Here is a 16649-nt window from a genome sequence, read left to right as displayed (position 1 = left end):
CTGCCACGCCGTGCTGCTTCTTCAGTGCCGCTGCACCGGCGGGGAGATCACCGGCCGGCCGTACACCACCACCCTGTCGCGCCCCTCACGCTTGGCCTCATAGAGGGCCGCGTCCGCCGCCTTCATCAGCGCGTCCGTGTCCTCCTTCGGTGCTTCCAACGTATGGTCGGCGATGCCCACGCTCACGCTCAGTCCGAAGGGGGCAGGGCGGCCGTCGCTCTTCTGCACGCCCACGGAACGCAGGCCAGCGCGGATGCGCTCGGCGAACACGGCCGCCTCCAGCGCCGTCTGGTGCGGCAGCAGCGCCACGAACTCGTCTCCGCCAAAGCGGGCCGCGAAGTCGGACTCGCGCAGGTTGCCCTTCAGCTGCGACGCCAGCGCGAAGATGGCCCGGTTGCCCACGTCATGGCCCATGCCGTCGTTGATGGCCTTGAGGTGGTCCAGGTCGATGACCACCACGCTCAGCGGGTACTGGTAGCGGTGGGCCCGGCGGAACTCCTCCTCCAACCGCACCGTCAGCGCGCGGAAGTTGGCCAGCCCGGTGAGCGCGTCCGTCTGCGCAAGAATCTGGAGGCGCCGCTGCTGCTCGCTCTGGCGCAGCGCCCGGTCGATGCGCGCCAGCAATTCGCGCGCGCTCGCGGGCTTGTGGATGAAGTCCACCGCGCCCATCTCCAGGCAGCGCTCGAGCGTCGCCTCGTCCGCGTCGCCTGTCAGGAAGATGACAGGCACGGCCTCCGTGCGCGCATCGCGCTGGAGCGCCTCCAGCACCATGAGCCCGTCGCCGCTGGGAAGGAAGCGGTCCAGCAGGACGAGGTCCGGCCGGTGCTCGCGCGCCAGCTCCACGCCCGCATCCGCGTCCGCCGCCGCGAGCACGTCGAAGCGGGAGGAGAGCAGGTCCATGAGACTCTCACGGACCCCCGCGTCATCCTCGATGATGAGGAGGAGGGACCGCCCCGAGGTACGGCCACGCCGTTCCATGCACCACTCCGCTTCGCTCGCCTGCTGCGAAATGGCAGGCCGAAAGTCTCGGGTGCCACGCCCCTCCGAGTGCTCCCAACGCCCCAGCGCCCCACGCGCATCCGCCGCCACCCGGTCCTGCAAGCACCCGCCGACCCCCGCAACCTTCACCCGAGACCTCCGGCTGCCAAGCCCGTTCGCCGCCGCGCCACGGGCCTGCTCCCCGTCCAGCGCGCGCACGGCCCTGGAGCAAGCAGCATGCCCCGCGCGGACGCAGGTGGGTCAGAGTGATTTCAGGTGGTTGCGAGCCCTCTCCGTCACCCCGTTTTAACGGGTCGGAAGACGTTCCAGCATCGTCTTGAAGGGCCCGGTAGGAATTGCCGTGCGCGGGCGGACGGTCGCCCGCCCCGCGCCGGGCAACTAGCGTCGCGTAGTGAACTGCATCCGACGGCCGCCGCCCATGGGGGGCATCATCGGAGGAGCCTCGAGCCCGAACTGCCACCACATGGGCTCGTACGGCTTCATCTTCAGGCGCTTGTCGTTCTGGAGCTGCCCGAGGCTGCCCTTGAGCTTCTCGTCCTTGGGGTTCTCCTCCACGGCACGAGCGAGCACCCGGAGGGCGCCGTCCTTGTCCTTGTTCTGCAGGAGGCACCAGGCGTACACGGCCCAGACGATGGACTCCTTCTTGCCGCTCTTCACGGCCGCCTCGAAGGCGACCTTCATCGCGGGGAAGTCCTTGCGCTGGTAGTACAGGGCGCCCTGCATCGCCTTGGCCATGTAGTTGCGCGAACTGGCCTTGTCGAAGTGCGCCTTGGCGCCGTCCAGGTCCTTCACCATGTACTTCAGCATGCCGATCTGCGCGTGGATCTCAGGGCCCACGAGGAACTGCCACTTGTCGTAGACGAGACCCTTCTCGAGCGTCTTCACCGCCCGGTCCACGCGCCCCTGGGCCTCCTTCTGGCTGGTGGGCTGCGACTGGAGGTCCTGCTGCACCACCGTCATCAGCGCCTGGACGCGGCCCGCCACGCGGCGGGCGAGCAGCACGAAGGTGCCGATGAGGGCGATGATCCCGGGGACGAGTCCGGCCCAGATGGAGAAGCCGGCCAGCTTCACCAGGAGCGCGACCACGACACCCACGGCGAGGGAAATGAGAAGGTTGTACATGCGGGGCCCCTCTTACTGGTGTGCGTGCGACACCGCAATCTTCGGATGCATGGCGGCGCGGGTCGCGGTATACGTCTGGCCGTTCCTGCAACAAGCGGCCCTCTGTCGAAATTGGTAGACGAGGCGGACTCAAAATCCGCTGCGGCTGACCCCGCGTCCCGGTTCGAGTCCGGGGAGGGCCACATTCCGAAGGGGGCGGACCGGTGGGGGTGACCATGCCGGCCCGGCCCGGGTCCGAGAAGGACAGGTAGCAGTCAGGCCAGCGGAGGCTCCCCGCAATGAAGGTGCTGCTGGTCGAGGACGACGCGAGCCTCCGGGAAGGCATGGGCGAGATCATCGCCGAGCAGGCCGAGGTGCAGGCGGTCGGCACCGAGCGCGAGGCTCTGGCGGCCCTGGACTCCGGGCGGTTCGACCTCGTCATCACCGACCTGCGCATCGGCAGCCATGAGCATGGGGGCCGCATCGTGCTGGAGGCCGCCCGGCGGAGGCAGCAGGCGGTGGCCATCGTCAGCGCCGCGGCCCCCGAGGAGGTCTCCCGGACGTTGCGGCCCCACGTGCCGGACGCCGTCCTGGTGAAGCCCTTCCAGTTGGACGACATCCTCACCCTGGTGGAGCGCTTCCTCACCCTCCGGCAGGACGTGGAGCGCCTGGGCACGGCCCGGGAGCTGCCGCCGGAGAGCGCCTGGACGGAGGAGTCTCCCGGGGTGCGGAGGGCCGCGGTGGGCCCCGACGCCGAGGCGGGTCCGGCGTGGGTGCGCGTGGCTCCCGGCGGTGGCTTCACGTGGCGCGCTCGTGCGAAGGGTGGCGAAGGGTTGCTGCTGGTGGAAGGGGACGTGGAGGTGGAGGGCGAGCGACACACCGCGCCCCGGTTCCTCTTCGTGGGAGCCGGACAGGCGCCCGAGGCCCGCTCGCATACGGGGTGTCTGGCCCTCACCCTGGCGCTGAAAGGGTAGGGGTTCTCTTCCGTGGTGGATTCCGTGTGGCCTTCGACACCGTTGGACGCGGCCCGGCTCGGCCGTCCGTCCCGACGTGCTGCGACGGCGGCGCTCCAGGCGCACATCAAGATTCTTCGAGGTGAGCCGCTCAAGGCCGCGCTGGGGGACGCCCTGCGCGAGGCGGATGGCCTGGGCGGGCAGGAGCGGCGCTTCGCGGCCCTGACGGTGCGTGAGCTGTCCCGGCACCAGCGGCTGCTCGACCTGGCCGCGCGCCTGCTGGGCCACACCATGGGCAAGGTGGGCCTCACGGAGGACCAGGCCCTGGTGCGCTATGCGCTCTGGCGGCGCATCTTCTGCGGCGAGGACTGGAAGCGCATCGGCCCCGAGGTGCGGCTGCCCGGCCCGGTGCGCCCGCGCACCATCAAGGACGACCTCCTGCAGGAGGTGGTGGAGCGCCCGCTGCCGGAAGCCCCCCTGCCCGAGTCTCCGGCGGAGCGGCTGGCGGTGCGGTACTCGTTCCCCACCTGGCTCGTGGTGCGGCTGGCGGAGGTGTACCCACCAGACGTGCTGGAGGGGCTGCTGGCCTCGCTGGACGAGGAGCCCGCGCTGCACTTCCGCGTGCGGCCTCCCGGCACGCGCGACGCGGTGCTGGCGGCGCTGGCGGAAGAGGGCGTCGCCGCGGAGCCGGTGGCGGCCGCTCCGGACGCGGTGCGCGTCGTGGACTCCAGCCACCGCATCTTCGAGACGAAGGTGATGAAGTCCGGGAAGCTCCAGGTGCAGGACGTGGGCAGCCAGCTCATCTCCGAGCTGTGCCGGCCCGTGGGCGGCACGCTGGCGGGGCTCACCGTGGCGGACGTGTGCGCGGGGGCGGGTGGCAAGACGCTGGCGCTGGCGGACTTCGTGGGGCCCACCGGCAAGGTGCTCGCGGGAGACCGCTCCCGGCGGAGGCTGGCCGAGGCGCGCGAGCGCGTGCGCAACCTCTCCCTGCGCCAGGTGGCCTTCCCGCACCCGCTGCCGCTGTCCGAGGCGGACGTGCTGCTGATCGACGCCCCATGCAGCGGCACGGGCTCGCTGGCGCGCGAGCCGGATCAGAAGTGGAAGCTCACCGCCCAGGAGATTTCCAAGTACCAGACCACCCAGTCCGAGCTGCTGGAGGAGGTCGCGGCGCAGGCGAAGCCGGGGACGCTCATCGTCTACGCCACCTGCTCGGTGATGCCGGAGGAGGACGAGTCCGTGGTGGAGGCCTTCCTGGCGAAGCACCCGGACTTCACGCTGGAGCCGGTGGGAGACGTGCTGGGAGCGGAACGGGCGGCGCTGGCGGCGCAGGGCCCGTACCTCAAGGCGCTGCCTCCCCGCGTGCCCGGTGGTGGCTTCTTCGCGGCGCGGCTCCGGAAGGCTGTGCGGGGTTGACAGTCGCCGAGGCCACACGCTACGCAATTGTTTGAATTCGCAAGGGGTGACACCCACGTGGCGGCCGACCCGAAGCAGTCCGAGGTGGTGAAGCAGATCAACGAGGCCTTCCAGGCGGCCCAGGCCCGGCTGGCCCAGCTGCGCGAGGCCGTCGAGCGCAACACGGACCTGGCCCGGGCCAACGCCAGGTCCACCATCCTGAAGGACCAGAAGGAGCGGGCACTCAAGGAGCTGGGCGAGATCGTCTGGCGCCAGGTGCAGAAGGGCAAGCTGGAGCTGCCCGCCGGCTTCGCGTCGGTCCTCAAGGCAGTGGAGGCGGCCGAGCAGGCGGCCGAGGCCCACGTGCGCGAGCTGACGGACATCCTCCGGGAAGGAGATGAGGTCGCGGAGCGGTTGAAGGGTGGAAAAAACGCCACCAAGCCACAAACAATTGTGGCCAACGGCGGAAAGAAGCGGTAGAACGCACCCGCTTTCGACGTCGGGCCGCTTCCCACAGCGGTCCAGCAGTAAAGACGGGGCTATAGCTCAGCTGGGAGAGCGCTTGAATGGCATTCAAGAGGTCATCGGTTCGATCCCGATTAGCTCCACTCTGAAATGAAGAGGCCCGCCCGGGAAACTAGGCGGGCCTTTTTGTTTTCCGGCAACGGCGTGCGTGTTCGCCCATGCGTGCCCGGGCGTCCAACGCGTGGCGCGCGAGCCGTGCCTTCCGGGCCACAGCGCTCAATGAAAAGGCCCGCCAGGGAGACCTGACGGGCCTTCGCGTTTCGGGGCCTGGGGCCCGCGAGGACGCCTACTCCTTGCTGGCGAAGATGTTCATCACGTCCTTGAGCAGCTTCACGGACTCGCCGTGCGGACGCTGGAAGGCGTTGCGGCCCATGATGGAGCCGAAGCCGCCGCCCGCGTTGATCTGCTTGATCTCCTCCAGCAGCGCCGGCGTGTCCTTGGCCTCGCCGCCGGAGAAGATGACGATGCGCTTGCCGTTGAACGCGGAGCGCACCACCTCGCGCACGCGGTCCGCCATCGTCTTGGTGGGGATGCCGGCCTTCTCGAAGGCCTTCTTCGCCTCGGGCTGCTCGATGTGGTCCTGCGGCGGCTTCACCTTGATGATGTGCGCGCCGAGCTGGGCGCTGATCTGCGCCGCGTACGCAATCACGTCGATGCCCGTCTCGCCCTCCTTGGACATGTTGCCGCGGGGGTAGGCCCAGACGACGGTGGGCAGGCCGTAGGACTTGCCCTCGGCGATGATCTCCCGGAGCGCCTCGTACTGCTCGTTGCGCGCGCCGGAGCCCGGATAGATCGTGTAGCCGACCGCGACGCAGCCCAGCCGCACGGCGTCCTTCACGGAGGCCGTCACCGCGGACATCGGGTTGGGGACCTTGGCCAGCGAGTCGGAGTTGTTGAGCTTGAGGAGGAGGGGAATCTCGCCCGCGTACTTGCCGGCAATCGCCTCCAGGAAGCCCAGCGGCGCCGCGTAGGCGTTGCAGCCGGAGTCGATGGCGAGCTGCGCGTGGTAGTCGGGGTCATAGCCGGCGGGGTTCGGACCGAACGAGCGCGCGGGACCGTGCTCGAAGCCCTGATCCACCGGGAGGATGACGAACTTGCCCGTGCCGGCGAGCGTGCCGGTGTTCATCAGCCGGGCCAGGTTGGTCAGCGTGCCGGGGCTGTCAGACGTGTACCAGGACAGGATCTGCTTGACGCGATCGGTATAGGCCATGTGTGGGGTCCTCGGTAGGTGGGCCCTGCGGCCCGACTCGGGAACGACCGCAATCTGCTGCATACGGCACATCCAACCAACTCATTTTCTCGCGCGAGTGTCACCGGTTCCACGTGAGCTCGGAGGCAGCGCTCCCGGCAGGACGGACTCCACGCGGCCAGAGCAGGGCTTCCGGAGGGGATCAGACGATGGAAAGGGGACGAACAAGGGCGATGACGGCGCAGCCCTGAACAGAGATGCTGTGTCCTTGCGGGCAACTCGGATATGGGGGCCCGCACGAGGCGGGAGTAATGCGCGGACATCTGGAACGAGGCGTGACAGTGGCGCTGGTGCTGGCGGCCGGGCTCTCGGCTGCGCAGCTCACCCCGGGGACGGCCGGGCAGGGAACGAGCCCTTCACCCACTCCAGGAACGGGCACCTCCTCGCCCGCTCCCGGCACTTCCGGCACGGGGACTTCGGGCACCTCCTCGCCCGCTCCCGGAACCTCCGGCACGGGGACTCCGGGCACGCCCTCGCCGGGCGGAGGGACGTCCGGGAGCAACCTGCCCACGCCAAGGACGGGCTCCGGTGCGGTGAGCCTTCCCCCCGGGCCCCCGGCCATTGCCCCCGAAACGACGGTGTCGCCGGACGCCAATGGCGGACGGAACGTGTCGGGAGTTCCCGCGCGTGAGCCCGGGCGGGAGGCGCAGCAGGTGAGCGAGTCCGTCAGCGAGGCTCCCTCCGGCCAGGGGGCTGCCCCGCGCGCGGCGCCGCTGACGTTGGCGCAACTGGTGGAGAAGGCCCGCGCCACGGACTCGCGGGTGGAGGAGGCCACCGCGGAGCTGCGCAGGTTCCAGGCGCTCTACCAGCAGGCGAAGTGGGCCTGGTTCCCCAGGTTCGAGCTCTCCATGGGCGTGGGTGGCCCCGTGCCCGAGGCGCGCATCGATGCCGCGGGCAACCTCACCGAGGCGTCCCGCGAGGGCGACGCCAACTTCGGCCGCCTGGGCGTGACGGTGTTCTCCACGGGCAACGCGGTGCTGCCGGTCTACACCTTCGGGAAGCTGTCCGCGCTGGAGAAGGCGGGTTCACAGGGGCCCGTGCTGGGCGCGGCGCTGCGCGAGCGGGCCCGGGACGAAGCGGGCTTCCAGGCCGCGCAGGCCTACTTCGGCTACCAGCTGGCGCGCTCCGGGCTGCAGCAGATTGAAGACGTGTCGAAGCGGCTGGAGGACGCCGCCGAGCGCATCGACGCGCTGCTGAAGGAAGAGTCCCCCCAGGTGTCCCCGGTGGACATGTACAAGGTCCGCTTCTTCCGCCAACTGGTGGAGGCGCGCAAGGCGGAGGCCCATCAGGGGCTGAAGTTCGCGCAGGCCGCCATCGGCCTGCTGGCCAACGCGGCCCCGGACGAGCCGGTGGCCGTTGTGGAAGAGGAGCTGGCGCCGGAAGAGGAGGTGGCGCCGCCCTCGGTGGAGCAGTCCCTGTCGCTGGCCGAGCAGCACCGGCCGGAGCTCACCGCCATCACCGCCGGCATCGCCGCGCGCGAGTCGGAGGTGTTCATCCGCGAGCGGAGCTACTACCCGGACCTGGGGCTCGCCGGCTTCTACGACGTCCGCTACACCAGCAGCGCCACGCGCCAGACGAACCCCTTCGCGTATGACCCGTACAACGAGCGCACCGTCGGGCTGGGCCTGGTGATGCGCGCCACCTTCGACATCCCCATCAAGAACGCGCAGCTCGAGCAGGCGCGCGCGGAGCTGGAGAAGCTCCGCGCCCAGGAGAAGCAGCTCCGCGCCGGCATCCGCCTGGAGGTGACGAAGGTGCACGGCGAGTTGGTGGCGGCGTGGGCGCGCGCGAAGGCCTTCAGCGAGGCGGAGAAGAACGCCCGCCGCTGGGTGACGGCCGCCTTCGCCGCCTTCGACCTGGGCACGGGTGAGACGCGGGACCTGGTGGATGCATTCACCGCCTATGCCCAGGCGTCTGGCGAGAGGGGCAAGAGCTGGCACGACGTCCGGGTGGGAATGGCCGCCCTGAACCGCGTCACCGGAACACCCCCGGGGGCGGGTGAATAACCACCGCCACGCAGCTGTCCTCTCTAGCGTCCTCCACCACGGAGCCGAAAAACCATGATTGCATCCCTGCTCGCCGCAACCCTGCTTGCCGCCGCACCCGCCGGCCCGCTCACGGTCGTCAAATCCGGGAATGCAGATGTGCAGAAGGCGGCCAACGCTCCCGGCGCCACCGCCGCGTCGCTCGCCACCGTCGTCGAGAAGTTCGTCGACTTCGGGGAGCTGGCGAAGCGTGCGCTGGGCGACAAGACGTGGGCCACGCTCACCCCCGCCCAGCAGAAGGAGTTCACCGACACCATGACGGGCCTGCTGCGCGCCTCCTACGCCCAGAAGGCCATCGGTCAGGCCCAGGCCGAGGTGAAGTACGGCAAGGAGGCCGTCCAGGGGAACGAGGCCACGGTCAACACCACCCTCACCCTGAAGAAGGACCAGATTCCCGTCGACTACCGCCTGTACCGCACCAGCGCGAAGAGCGAGTGGCGCATCTACGACGTCGTCACCGACGAGGTGTCCCTCGTGGACACGTACAAGGGCCAGTTCCGCAAGCTGCTCGGTGACAAGGGCTTCGACGGCCTGCTCACCACGCTGAAGAGCAAGCGGGCACAGCTGGAGAAGGAGAACGCCGCGCAGTCCGCGAAGGGTGGCGCGGCGGCCCCGGCTCCCGCACAGGGCACGGGCGGCTGAAAGCAGGCGGCTGCCGCGTCGAGGCCGGGTGTCCCTCCCAGGAGGGCCCCGGCCTTCGTGCGTTTCAGCGTCAGTGCCCGCTGGCCAGCTGGTGCTGGTACGAGGCCAGCGTGCCGGCGATTCCCTGGGCCAGGGGGATGCTGGGAGCGAAGCCGAGCTCGCGGCTCGCGCGCTCGGTGGTGCACGTCCAGGCGGGGCACGTCATCTCCCGCACCTTGTCGCGGTTGAGGATGGGGACGGTGCCCTTCAGCCGGGCCATGAGCTCCGAGCCCAGGCCAATCAGGTAGCCGATGACGTCCGGCACGGGCACCACCGTGGGCCGGCCCCGGCCCAGGGCCCCGGCCAGCGCCCCGCAGACGTCCTCCCAGGTGTGCTCGCCGCCATCGGACACGGAGTAGACGCCCCGGGCGGGGTCGTCCTTCGTCAGCGTGGGGCCGCGCTCGGCGGCCGCCAGCAGCGCGGTGCACAGGTCATCCACGTGGATGAGCGAGTAGCGCTTGGGCCCGAAGCCGCTCTTGATGGCCAGCCCCTTGCGAGCCATGGGCAGCATGGAGGGGATGAACTCCGTGTCCCCCGGCCCGTACACAATCGGCGGCCGGAGGATGACGCAAGGCACCCGGTCCGCGAGCTCGCGCACCGCGTCCTCACCGCCCAGCTTGCTCCGGCCGTAGATGGAGACGGGCGCCGGAGCGTCCTCCTCGCGGCGCGGGCGCTCGGGCGTGGACGGCCCGGCGGCGGCCAGCGAGGAGCAGTACACCAGCCGGGGCGGGTGGGGCAGGGCGGCCATGGCCTCCACCACGCGGCGGGTGCCATTCGCGTTGCCCTCGAAGTAGCCGGCGGGCTCGCGGGCCTTGGTGACGCCCGCGAGGTGCAGCACGCAGTCCACGTCGCGCACGGCCTCGGCGAGCCCCTCGCCCGTGGTCAGGTCGCCCACCGCGAAGCGCGCGCCCAGGGCCTCCAGGGGGCCCCGGCGCGAGCTGCCTCGCACCAGCACCGTGAGCGTGTCACCCCGGTCGATGATGCGGCGCGCGAGCCGCTGGCCGATGAACCCCGTGCCGCCGGTGAGCAGAAAACGCAATGCGGACTCCGTGAGGGATTACAGCGGGCGCTGGAAGACGCGGTACGTCTTGGAGCGCTTCGCGCCCATGGACTCGATGGCGCGGTTGACGAGGTGGTTGTCCTCGAGCGTCCAGGAGATTTCGCCGCCCACGTAGCCCAGCTGCTTCGCCGTGCGCAGCGTGTCCAGGTACAGGATGGCGTCCAGGCCGCGGCGCCGGTAGCCCGGCTTGATGCCGAGGATGACGAGGCGCAGCCGGTTGATGCGGCGCGAGGCCAGCACCAGCTTCGCCAGGCCGATGGGCAGGCCGAAGTGGGTGAGCCGCCCGTTGGCCGCCTTGATGGCCTGGTTCGCGTCGGGGACGGTGAGAGAGAAGGCCACCGGCTCGCCCTTCACCTCGGCCATCAGCGCCAGCTCCGGCCGGACGATGGACTTCAGGTCCTTGGCGAGGTGGTCGAACTCCGCGTCCGTGAAGGGCACGAAGCCCCAGTTCTTCTCCCAGGCGGAGTTGTAGATGTCGCGGATGCGCTCCACCTCGGCGGCCATGTCCTTCATTTTCACCGGGCGCACGGTGATGCCCTCGCGCTGGCGCATCTTCTCCGCGATTCGCACCACCTTCTCCGGCGGCTGCGCGGAGGAGGACAGCTCGAAGGCGTAGAGGTCCTTCGCCTTGGTGAGGCCGCACGCCTCCAGCAGCCCCAGGTAGTAGGGCGGGTTGTGCGGCATCATGATGGCCGGCGGCGTGTCGAAGCCGTCGATGAGCAGGCCCCAGTCCTGGTTGGACGAGAAGTTGGCCGGCCCGAGCATGGACGTCATGCCCCGCTCGCGCACCCACGCCGCCGCCGTGTCCAGCAGCGCGCGGGCGATGCCCGCGTCATTCACGCACTCGAAGAGGCCGAAGAAGCCCTCCTTGGTGCCCTGCTCCTCCATGTAACGCGGGTTGCGGATGGCCGCGATGCGCCCCACGAGGTCCTTGCCCCGCCGCGCGAGGAACAGCTCCACCTCGCCGTACTGGAAGAAGGGGTTCTTCTTCGGGTCCAGGAAGTCCTTGCGCTCCATCTCCAGCGGCATGACCCAGTTCGGGTCGTCCTTGTAGAGGGCGTACGGGAAGCGGATGAACTGCATCTTCTCCGCCGAGCCGCGCACGGGCGTCACCTGCACGTCCGAGGGCAGGGGCGGGAGCGAAGCTGACGCGGCCGAGGGCTCGGCGGGGAGGGCCATTTGGGGACTAGCTCCTGTCTTCTGACTGGGCGCCGTTGGTGCCGTTGCGCATGAAGAAGTGGGCGCCCTTCTCCAGCAGGAGGCCCGGCAGATTGCCGCGCTTCTCCCACAGCTTCATCGGAGCGGTGCCCAGCTTGCGCAGGTCTTCCGGCTGCAGGTTGGCCGCGCGCCAGGTGAGCTGCTCCACCGCGTCGAAGAGCCTGCCGGCCACCTCGCGCGAGGACATGCGAGACAGCTGCTCCAGGGTGAGGCCGCCCTTGTCCGCCAGCAGGCCGGCGGAGCCCGCCGCCCACTTCTCGCTGGCCTTGTTGCTCAGCACGCGGGTGCCCGGACGGGCAATCTGCACGGGCTCGTACACCGAGGGCCGCGTCTCCGGAATCACGCTCAGCTTGCGGCCGATGGTCTCGAAGGTGTCCAGCACGCGGTCCAGCTGCGCGTCCGTGTGCGTGGCCATGTACGAGGTGCGGATGAGCGCGTGGCCCGCCTCCACCGCCGGCGGAATCACCGGGTTGGCGAAGACGCCGGCCTCGTGCAGCGCGCGCCAGAAGCGGAAGCACTTCACCTGGTCGCCGATGTGCACCGGCACCACCGGCGTCACCGACACGCCCGTGTCGAAGCCCATGGCACGGAAGCCGTTGTGCATCTTCTCCGCGATGTCCAGCAGCCGCTCGCGGCGCTGCGGCTCGGCCTCGATGATCTCCAGCGCCTTGAGCGCCGCGGCGATGGACGCCGGCGTCATGGACGCGGAGAAGATGACCGAGCGCGACTTGTGCCGCATGTAGTTGATGACGTCGAAGGGGCCCGCCAGCACGCCACCCAGCGACGCGAAGCTCTTGGAGAACGTCCCCATGACGAGGTCCGTCTCCTTCTCCAGGCCGAAGTACTCGGAGGTGCCGCGGCCCTTCTCGCCCAGCACGCCCATGGCGTGGGCGTCATCCGTCATCACCCGGGCGTTGTACTGCTTCGCCAGCTCGGTGATGCGGGGCAGGTTGCAGAGGTCGCCTTCCATGGAGAAGACGCCGTCGGTGATGATGATCTTCCCCGCGTTCGGGTCCGCCTGGGACAGCAATTGCTCCAGGTGGTCCATGTCGTTGTGGCGGAACTTGCGCTCGGTGGCGAAGGACAGGCGGATGCCGTCCACCAGCGACGCGTGGTTCTGCCGGTCGCTGAAGACGATGTCGTGCCGGCCGAGGATGGACGCCAGCGCGAGGTTCGTCTGGAAGCCGGTGGAGATGACGATGGCGGCCTCGCGGTTGAGGAACTTCGCCAGCCGCGCCTCCAACTCCTCGTGCAGCGCCAGCGTGCCGTTGAGCAGGCGCGAGCCGGAGCACGTGGTGCCGAACTTCTCCGTCGCCTTGATGGCGGCTTCCTTCACGCGCGGATCCGCGGAGAGGCCCAGGTAGTTGTTGGACCCCACCATGATGACGCGCTTGCCCTCGATCTCGACCTCGGTGGCGCCGTGGGACGCTTCGATGGCTCGGAAGTACGGGTAGAGTCCCGTGGCCTTCGCGATGCGGTAGTCCTTCCAGTTATGGCACTTGTCGAAGACGTCGCTCATGGGTGGTCTTTCTTGCTGCTGCGTCGGGAGGGTGGATCCTCGGGGGACTGCGGATCACCGGTCGCCACGCCCATGCAGGGCTCGTTCCGACCTGGCAAATCTGCGTCCAGCGACCTCCCACGGGGGACGCGGGGCCGTGAATAAAGAGGGATAGCGGCAGTGTCAAGGCGCGGACTGTTGCTTGAGTCCCGTGCGAGGACCCCTAATAGGTCCCCGTCTTGACAGCACCGCGACTTTGGTGGCACGCCGCCGGCACACGGCTGTTGCCTGGTGGATACTGGAACCCCCCGTGTGCCCATGGCTGCACGCCCACCGGAGGGCCTCCGGAGGCCTGGAAGACTTTTCCCGGGCCTGTTGTTTGCGGGGACCATTTGTCTGGCCGGGAACTTGCTTCTCCGGGCATTCATCGAGGAGCGGACGTTGGCGAGGTCTCTGCGACAGCGGTGGTTTGACGGATTCATCCATGCGGCGGTGTCGCGGCCCTGGCAGGTGCTGCTCGTCTTCGCGCTGCTGGCCGCGGGCGGTATGGCACTGGCGTCGCGGTTGGAGTTCCGCGGCTCGTTCGTGGAGCTGCTCCCCCAGGGTGCCCGCGAAGTGCAGGACCTGACACGCGTGTCGCAGAAGGCGGGGGGCGACGGGTACCTCGTCATCGTGGCGAAGGGCGACACCCCGGAGCGGCTCAAGGCCTACGCGGCCGAGCTGAAGCTCCGCCTGGAGGTGCTGCCGGAGGTCCGCTACGTCGAGCACAGCTATGACGTGGAGTTCTTCCGCCGGAACGGGCTGCTGCTGCTGCCCGTGGAGAAGCTGGCGGGGCTGCGCGCGGATCTGGAGGCGCGGGTTCGCTACGAGCGCATGCGGGCCAACCCGTTCTTCGTGGACCTGGGGGCCACGCCCGCGCCGCCGGACTTCGACGCGATTGCCAGGAAGCACGCGCCCGACGCGCCCATGAAGGAGTACCTCGCCAACGCGGACGGCACCGAGGTCTACCTGATGATCAAGCCGTCGGGGACGGCGGGGGACCTGGGCTTCGCGCGGCGCTTCGTGGAGCTGGCCATGGGCACCGGCCGCGCGCTGGCGGCGGAGCGCTTCCCTTCGGTGGCGCTGGAGGCGACGGGCAACTTCCAGAGCCGCATCGAGGAGGACGCGGTGATGCAGGGGGACCTGGGTCGCGCCGGCCTCCTGTCCGCGCTCATCGCGGTGGGGCTCATCCTGCTGGCCACCCGGCGCATCGCCGCGCTGGCGGTGGTGGGCCTGCCCGTCCTGGTGGGCCTGCTACTGACGTTCGGCATCGCCTGGCTCGTCATCGGCCACCTGAACGTGGTGACGGGCTTCCTGGTGGCCATCCTCATCGGCCTGGGCATCGAGTACGGCGTGCACCTGTGCATGCGCTACTGGGAGGAGCGGCAGACGCGGTCCTCGCGGGACGCGCTGGCCGCCGCGGTGCGGGGCACCTTCGGCGGGGCGCTCACCTCGGCCGTGACGAACGCGGCGGCCTTCCTCGTGCTGCTGCTGGCGCAGTTCCACGCCTTCAACCAGTTCGGCTTCCTGGCGGGACTGGGCGTGCTGCTGGCGGTGCTGGCGGCGTACGCCATGGGCCCCTCGCTGCTGGCCATCGCCGAGCGGCTGCGCCCCGCGCGCGCCGACGCCGCGCCCGCGGCGGAGGGCTCCGCCACCGTGGAGGCCGGGCCCGGGCGCGAGTGGAAGCGCTGGCCCACGTCCGTCATCGCAGCGCTCGCGCTGGCGGTGGTGGGCTTCGCGGTGTTCTCGGTGGCCGTGGCCCCCCGGCTCGGCTTCGAGACGGACATGCGCAAGCTGAAGGGTGACTCGCCGTCCTCGCGCCTGGACGACCACGTCACCGAGCAGCTGGGCCAGCCGCTCAACCCGGCCATCTTCCTGGTGGAGGACCTGAAGCAGGTGGGGCAGGTGGAGGAGGTCATCGCGGAGGTGAAGCGCCGCAACGGGGCCGACTCCGTGTTCCTGCGCAGCGCGTCCCTCACGGACCTGGTGCCTTCGGACTTGAAGCGCCGCGAGGAGGAGCTTGCCGGCCTCCGGACGCTGTTCCAGGGCCTGCCTTCGGAGATGCATGAGGACGCGCGGCTGAAGGAGTTCGAGCAGATGGTGGCGGCGAAGCCCTACGGGCTGGACGCGCTGCCGGTGGAGGCCCGCCGCCGCTTCGAGGCCACGGACGGCAAGGGCATGTTCCTGCTGCTGTTCCCCTCGGTGTCCAACTACGACACGGACGACCTGAAGCGCTGGGCGGCGCAGATCGACCAGGTGGTGGAGGGCACGAAGGCGCGCGGCATCGACATGGCGGTGCTGGACAGCAACCGCATCGCCGCGCGCATCTTCGCGCTGGTGCGCGCGGACGGGCCGCTCATCCTCTGGTCCGCGGCGGGGGTGGTGTTCTTCGTCATCCTCCTCAGCCTGCGCAGCTTCAAGCGCGCGCTGCTCGTCACCGGGCCGCTGTTCCTGGGCATGACGTGCCTGGCGGGCGGCATGTACCTCTTCGACGTGCAGCTCAACTTCATCAACGCCGTGGTGCTGCCCAACCTGCTTGCCATCGCGGTGGACAACTCGGTGCACCTGTTCCACCGGTACGAGGAAGAGGGGCCCGGCTCGCTCGGCAAGGTGGTGCGGCACACGGGGCTGGCGGCCGTGGTGGCCACGCTGTCGAACGCGGCCGGCTATGGCGCGCTGCTCGTCGCCAACCACCAGGGGCTGCGCAGCATCGGGCAGATTGCGCTGCTCGGCGTCGTGTGCACCTTTCTCGGGACCACGGTCTTCTTCCCGGCGATGCTGGCCCTCCTGGAGCGCTGGAAGGCGCGGAAGGCTGTCACGGTGGAGGAGGGCGCCGTCGTCCGGAGCCTGGAGCTTGGCGTGGCCGGCGCGGACAGCGAGTCGCCGGGGGAGCGGAAGTCAGCGTGAATCCCTGGTCCTTCCAGAGTCGCCGCCGTCTGGCTCAGAGGCTGCGGGAGCACGACGTACAGGTCCACCTGAACGCGGTGGACCTCATCGTCATCACCGCCTGCTCGCTGGCCGCGCTGGTGCTCGTGGGCCCGGGGCGCTGGGCGCCGGACGCGCTGCCCAATGCGGGGTTGTTCGCCTTCATGGCCTCTGGCCCGTTGGTGCTCCGCACGCTGGCGGCCATGTACCCGCACAACCGAATGCTCACCACCCTCGCGGACTGGTGGCTGCTGCCGGTGTCGGTGCTGTCGCACGGGTGGTTGTCGCCGGTGGTGGACACGCTCAATCCCATCCTGAAGGACGCGCAGTTGGTGGCCGCGGACCAGCAGCTGTTCGGCTTCCAGGCCGCGGTGGAGCTGGAGCGTCTCGTCCCGCCCTGGCTCAATGACGTGTTGATGGTCTGCTACTACGGCCACTTCGTCTGGCCGGTGGTGCTGGGGGTGGTGCTCTACCGGCGGGCCCGCGGCGTCTTCTCCGACTTCGGCGAGTACCTCACCGGCCTCGGGTTGATGTTCTTCCTCAACTACGCGGCCTACGCGCTGGTGCCGGCCATCGGGCCGCGCTACTTCCTCATCGGCGCGTTCGACGGGCCGCTGCAGGGCGTCATGGTGACGCAGCTGCTGGACTCGGTGATGCGCACGCCGACGTACGTCCGGGACTGCTTCCCCTCGGGCCACAGCGGCACCACGCTGCTGGTGCTCTTCTATGCGTGGCGGTTCTCCCGGCCCCTGTTCTGGCTGATGCTGCTGCCGGGCCTGGGCCTCATCATCGCCACCCTGGCCGGGCGCTTCCACTACGCCACGGACCTGGTGTGCGCGGTGCCGCTGGTGATGGTGGTGACGGGGCTGGCCCTGGGCGTGTCCCGCGCCGCCCGCCAGCGCGAGGGCGAGAGGGCCGCGCGCTCCGTCCCGGTGGACGCTATCGTACGGCCCTGAGCCGGCCT

13 protein-coding genes and 2 tRNA genes are annotated in these 16649 nt (G+C 69.8%); 9 read left to right on the top strand and 6 right to left on the bottom strand.

The annotated features are described in order from the left end of the window. Positions 1 to 21 precede the first annotated feature (21 nt). On the bottom strand, positions 22 to 978 hold the full coding sequence (locus G4D85_RS43255) for a diguanylate cyclase (RefSeq protein WP_164020142.1): 957 nt from the start codon (positions 976 to 978) through the stop codon (positions 22 to 24). A gap of 399 nt (positions 979 to 1377) precedes the next feature. Continuing rightward, positions 1378 to 2121, bottom strand: a complete 744-nt coding sequence (locus tag G4D85_RS43250) for a tetratricopeptide repeat protein (protein WP_164020141.1) — start codon at positions 2119 to 2121, stop codon at positions 1378 to 1380. A 96-nt stretch (positions 2122 to 2217) separates the two neighbouring features. Here G4D85_RS43250 and G4D85_RS43245 point away from each other — a divergent pair. The 5 genes from G4D85_RS43245 to G4D85_RS43225 all read left to right on the top strand — a co-directional run bounded on the left by G4D85_RS43245 (position 2218) and on the right by G4D85_RS43225 (position 5053). Then, a tRNA-Leu gene (locus G4D85_RS43245) sits at positions 2218 to 2303 on the top strand. Positions 2304 to 2399: 96 nt separating this feature from the next. After that, complete coding sequence (locus G4D85_RS43240; RefSeq protein WP_164020140.1) at positions 2400 to 3074, top strand: response regulator; 675 nt, start codon at positions 2400 to 2402, stop codon at positions 3072 to 3074. Positions 3075 to 3185: 111 nt separating this feature from the next. After that, on the top strand, positions 3186 to 4466 hold the full coding sequence (locus tag G4D85_RS43235; protein WP_164020193.1) for an RsmB/NOP family class I SAM-dependent RNA methyltransferase: 1281 nt from the start codon (positions 3186 to 3188) through the stop codon (positions 4464 to 4466). Between the two features lie 57 nt (positions 4467 to 4523). Beyond that, the gene (locus G4D85_RS43230) at positions 4524 to 4925 is read left to right on the top strand and encodes a hypothetical protein (RefSeq protein WP_205525955.1); all 402 of its coding nucleotides are present in this window, start codon (positions 4524 to 4526) and stop codon (positions 4923 to 4925) included. A gap of 55 nt (positions 4926 to 4980) precedes the next feature. Beyond that, positions 4981 to 5053: transfer RNA gene (locus tag G4D85_RS43225), tRNA-Ala, on the top strand. 203 nt (positions 5054 to 5256) lie between these two features. On the opposite strand, the gene G4D85_RS43220 is transcribed toward G4D85_RS43225, so the two are convergent. Then, positions 5257 to 6180, bottom strand: coding sequence for a class I fructose-bisphosphate aldolase (locus G4D85_RS43220; protein WP_164020139.1), 924 nt, complete (start codon positions 6178 to 6180; stop codon positions 5257 to 5259). A gap of 290 nt (positions 6181 to 6470) precedes the next feature. Between G4D85_RS43220 and G4D85_RS43215 the strand changes: the two genes are divergently transcribed. Together G4D85_RS43215 and G4D85_RS43210 are read left to right on the top strand one after the other, a co-directional pair. Next, a complete protein-coding gene (locus tag G4D85_RS43215; protein WP_164020138.1) occupies positions 6471 to 8225 on the top strand; it encodes a TolC family protein in 1755 nt (584 codons plus the stop codon). A gap of 54 nt (positions 8226 to 8279) precedes the next feature. Next, positions 8280 to 8906, top strand: a complete 627-nt coding sequence (locus G4D85_RS43210) for an MlaC/ttg2D family ABC transporter substrate-binding protein (protein WP_164020137.1) — start codon at positions 8280 to 8282, stop codon at positions 8904 to 8906. Positions 8907 to 8976: 70 nt separating this feature from the next. Here the strand turns inward: G4D85_RS43210 and G4D85_RS43205 are convergent, their stop codons facing one another. From G4D85_RS43205 to G4D85_RS43195, 3 genes are read right to left on the bottom strand one after another with little or no spacing between them, the layout of a single operon-like run. Further along, positions 8977 to 9984 (bottom strand): NAD-dependent epimerase/dehydratase family protein, encoded by a 1008-nt coding sequence (locus G4D85_RS43205; protein WP_164020136.1) that lies wholly within the window; start codon positions 9982 to 9984, stop codon positions 8977 to 8979. 18 nt (positions 9985 to 10002) lie between these two features. Further along, positions 10003 to 11184, bottom strand: a complete 1182-nt coding sequence (locus tag G4D85_RS43200) for a GNAT family N-acetyltransferase (protein WP_164020135.1) — start codon at positions 11182 to 11184, stop codon at positions 10003 to 10005. A gap of 7 nt (positions 11185 to 11191) precedes the next feature. Continuing rightward, entirely contained in the window at positions 11192 to 12742 is a 1551-nt protein-coding gene (locus G4D85_RS43195) for an aminotransferase class I/II-fold pyridoxal phosphate-dependent enzyme (RefSeq protein ID WP_164020134.1), read from the bottom strand. A 420-nt stretch (positions 12743 to 13162) separates the two neighbouring features. Here G4D85_RS43195 and G4D85_RS43190 point away from each other — a divergent pair, with 420 nt between their 5' ends. Continuing rightward, on the top strand, positions 13163 to 15667 hold the full coding sequence (locus G4D85_RS43190; protein ID WP_240359844.1) for an efflux RND transporter permease subunit: 2505 nt from the start codon (positions 13163 to 13165) through the stop codon (positions 15665 to 15667). Continuing rightward, complete coding sequence (locus tag G4D85_RS43185; protein ID WP_240359843.1) at positions 15664 to 16641, top strand: phosphatase PAP2 family protein; 978 nt, start codon at positions 15664 to 15666, stop codon at positions 16639 to 16641. Before G4D85_RS43190 ends, G4D85_RS43185 begins: the two co-directional genes overlap by 4 nt. The last annotated feature ends 8 nt before the right edge of the window (positions 16642 to 16649 follow it).

The sequence above is a fragment of the Pyxidicoccus trucidator genome (assembly GCF_010894435.1).
GTDB lineage: Bacteria > Myxococcota > Myxococcia > Myxococcales > Myxococcaceae > Myxococcus > Myxococcus trucidator.
This window is presented reverse-complemented; position numbering and strand designations above follow the sequence as displayed.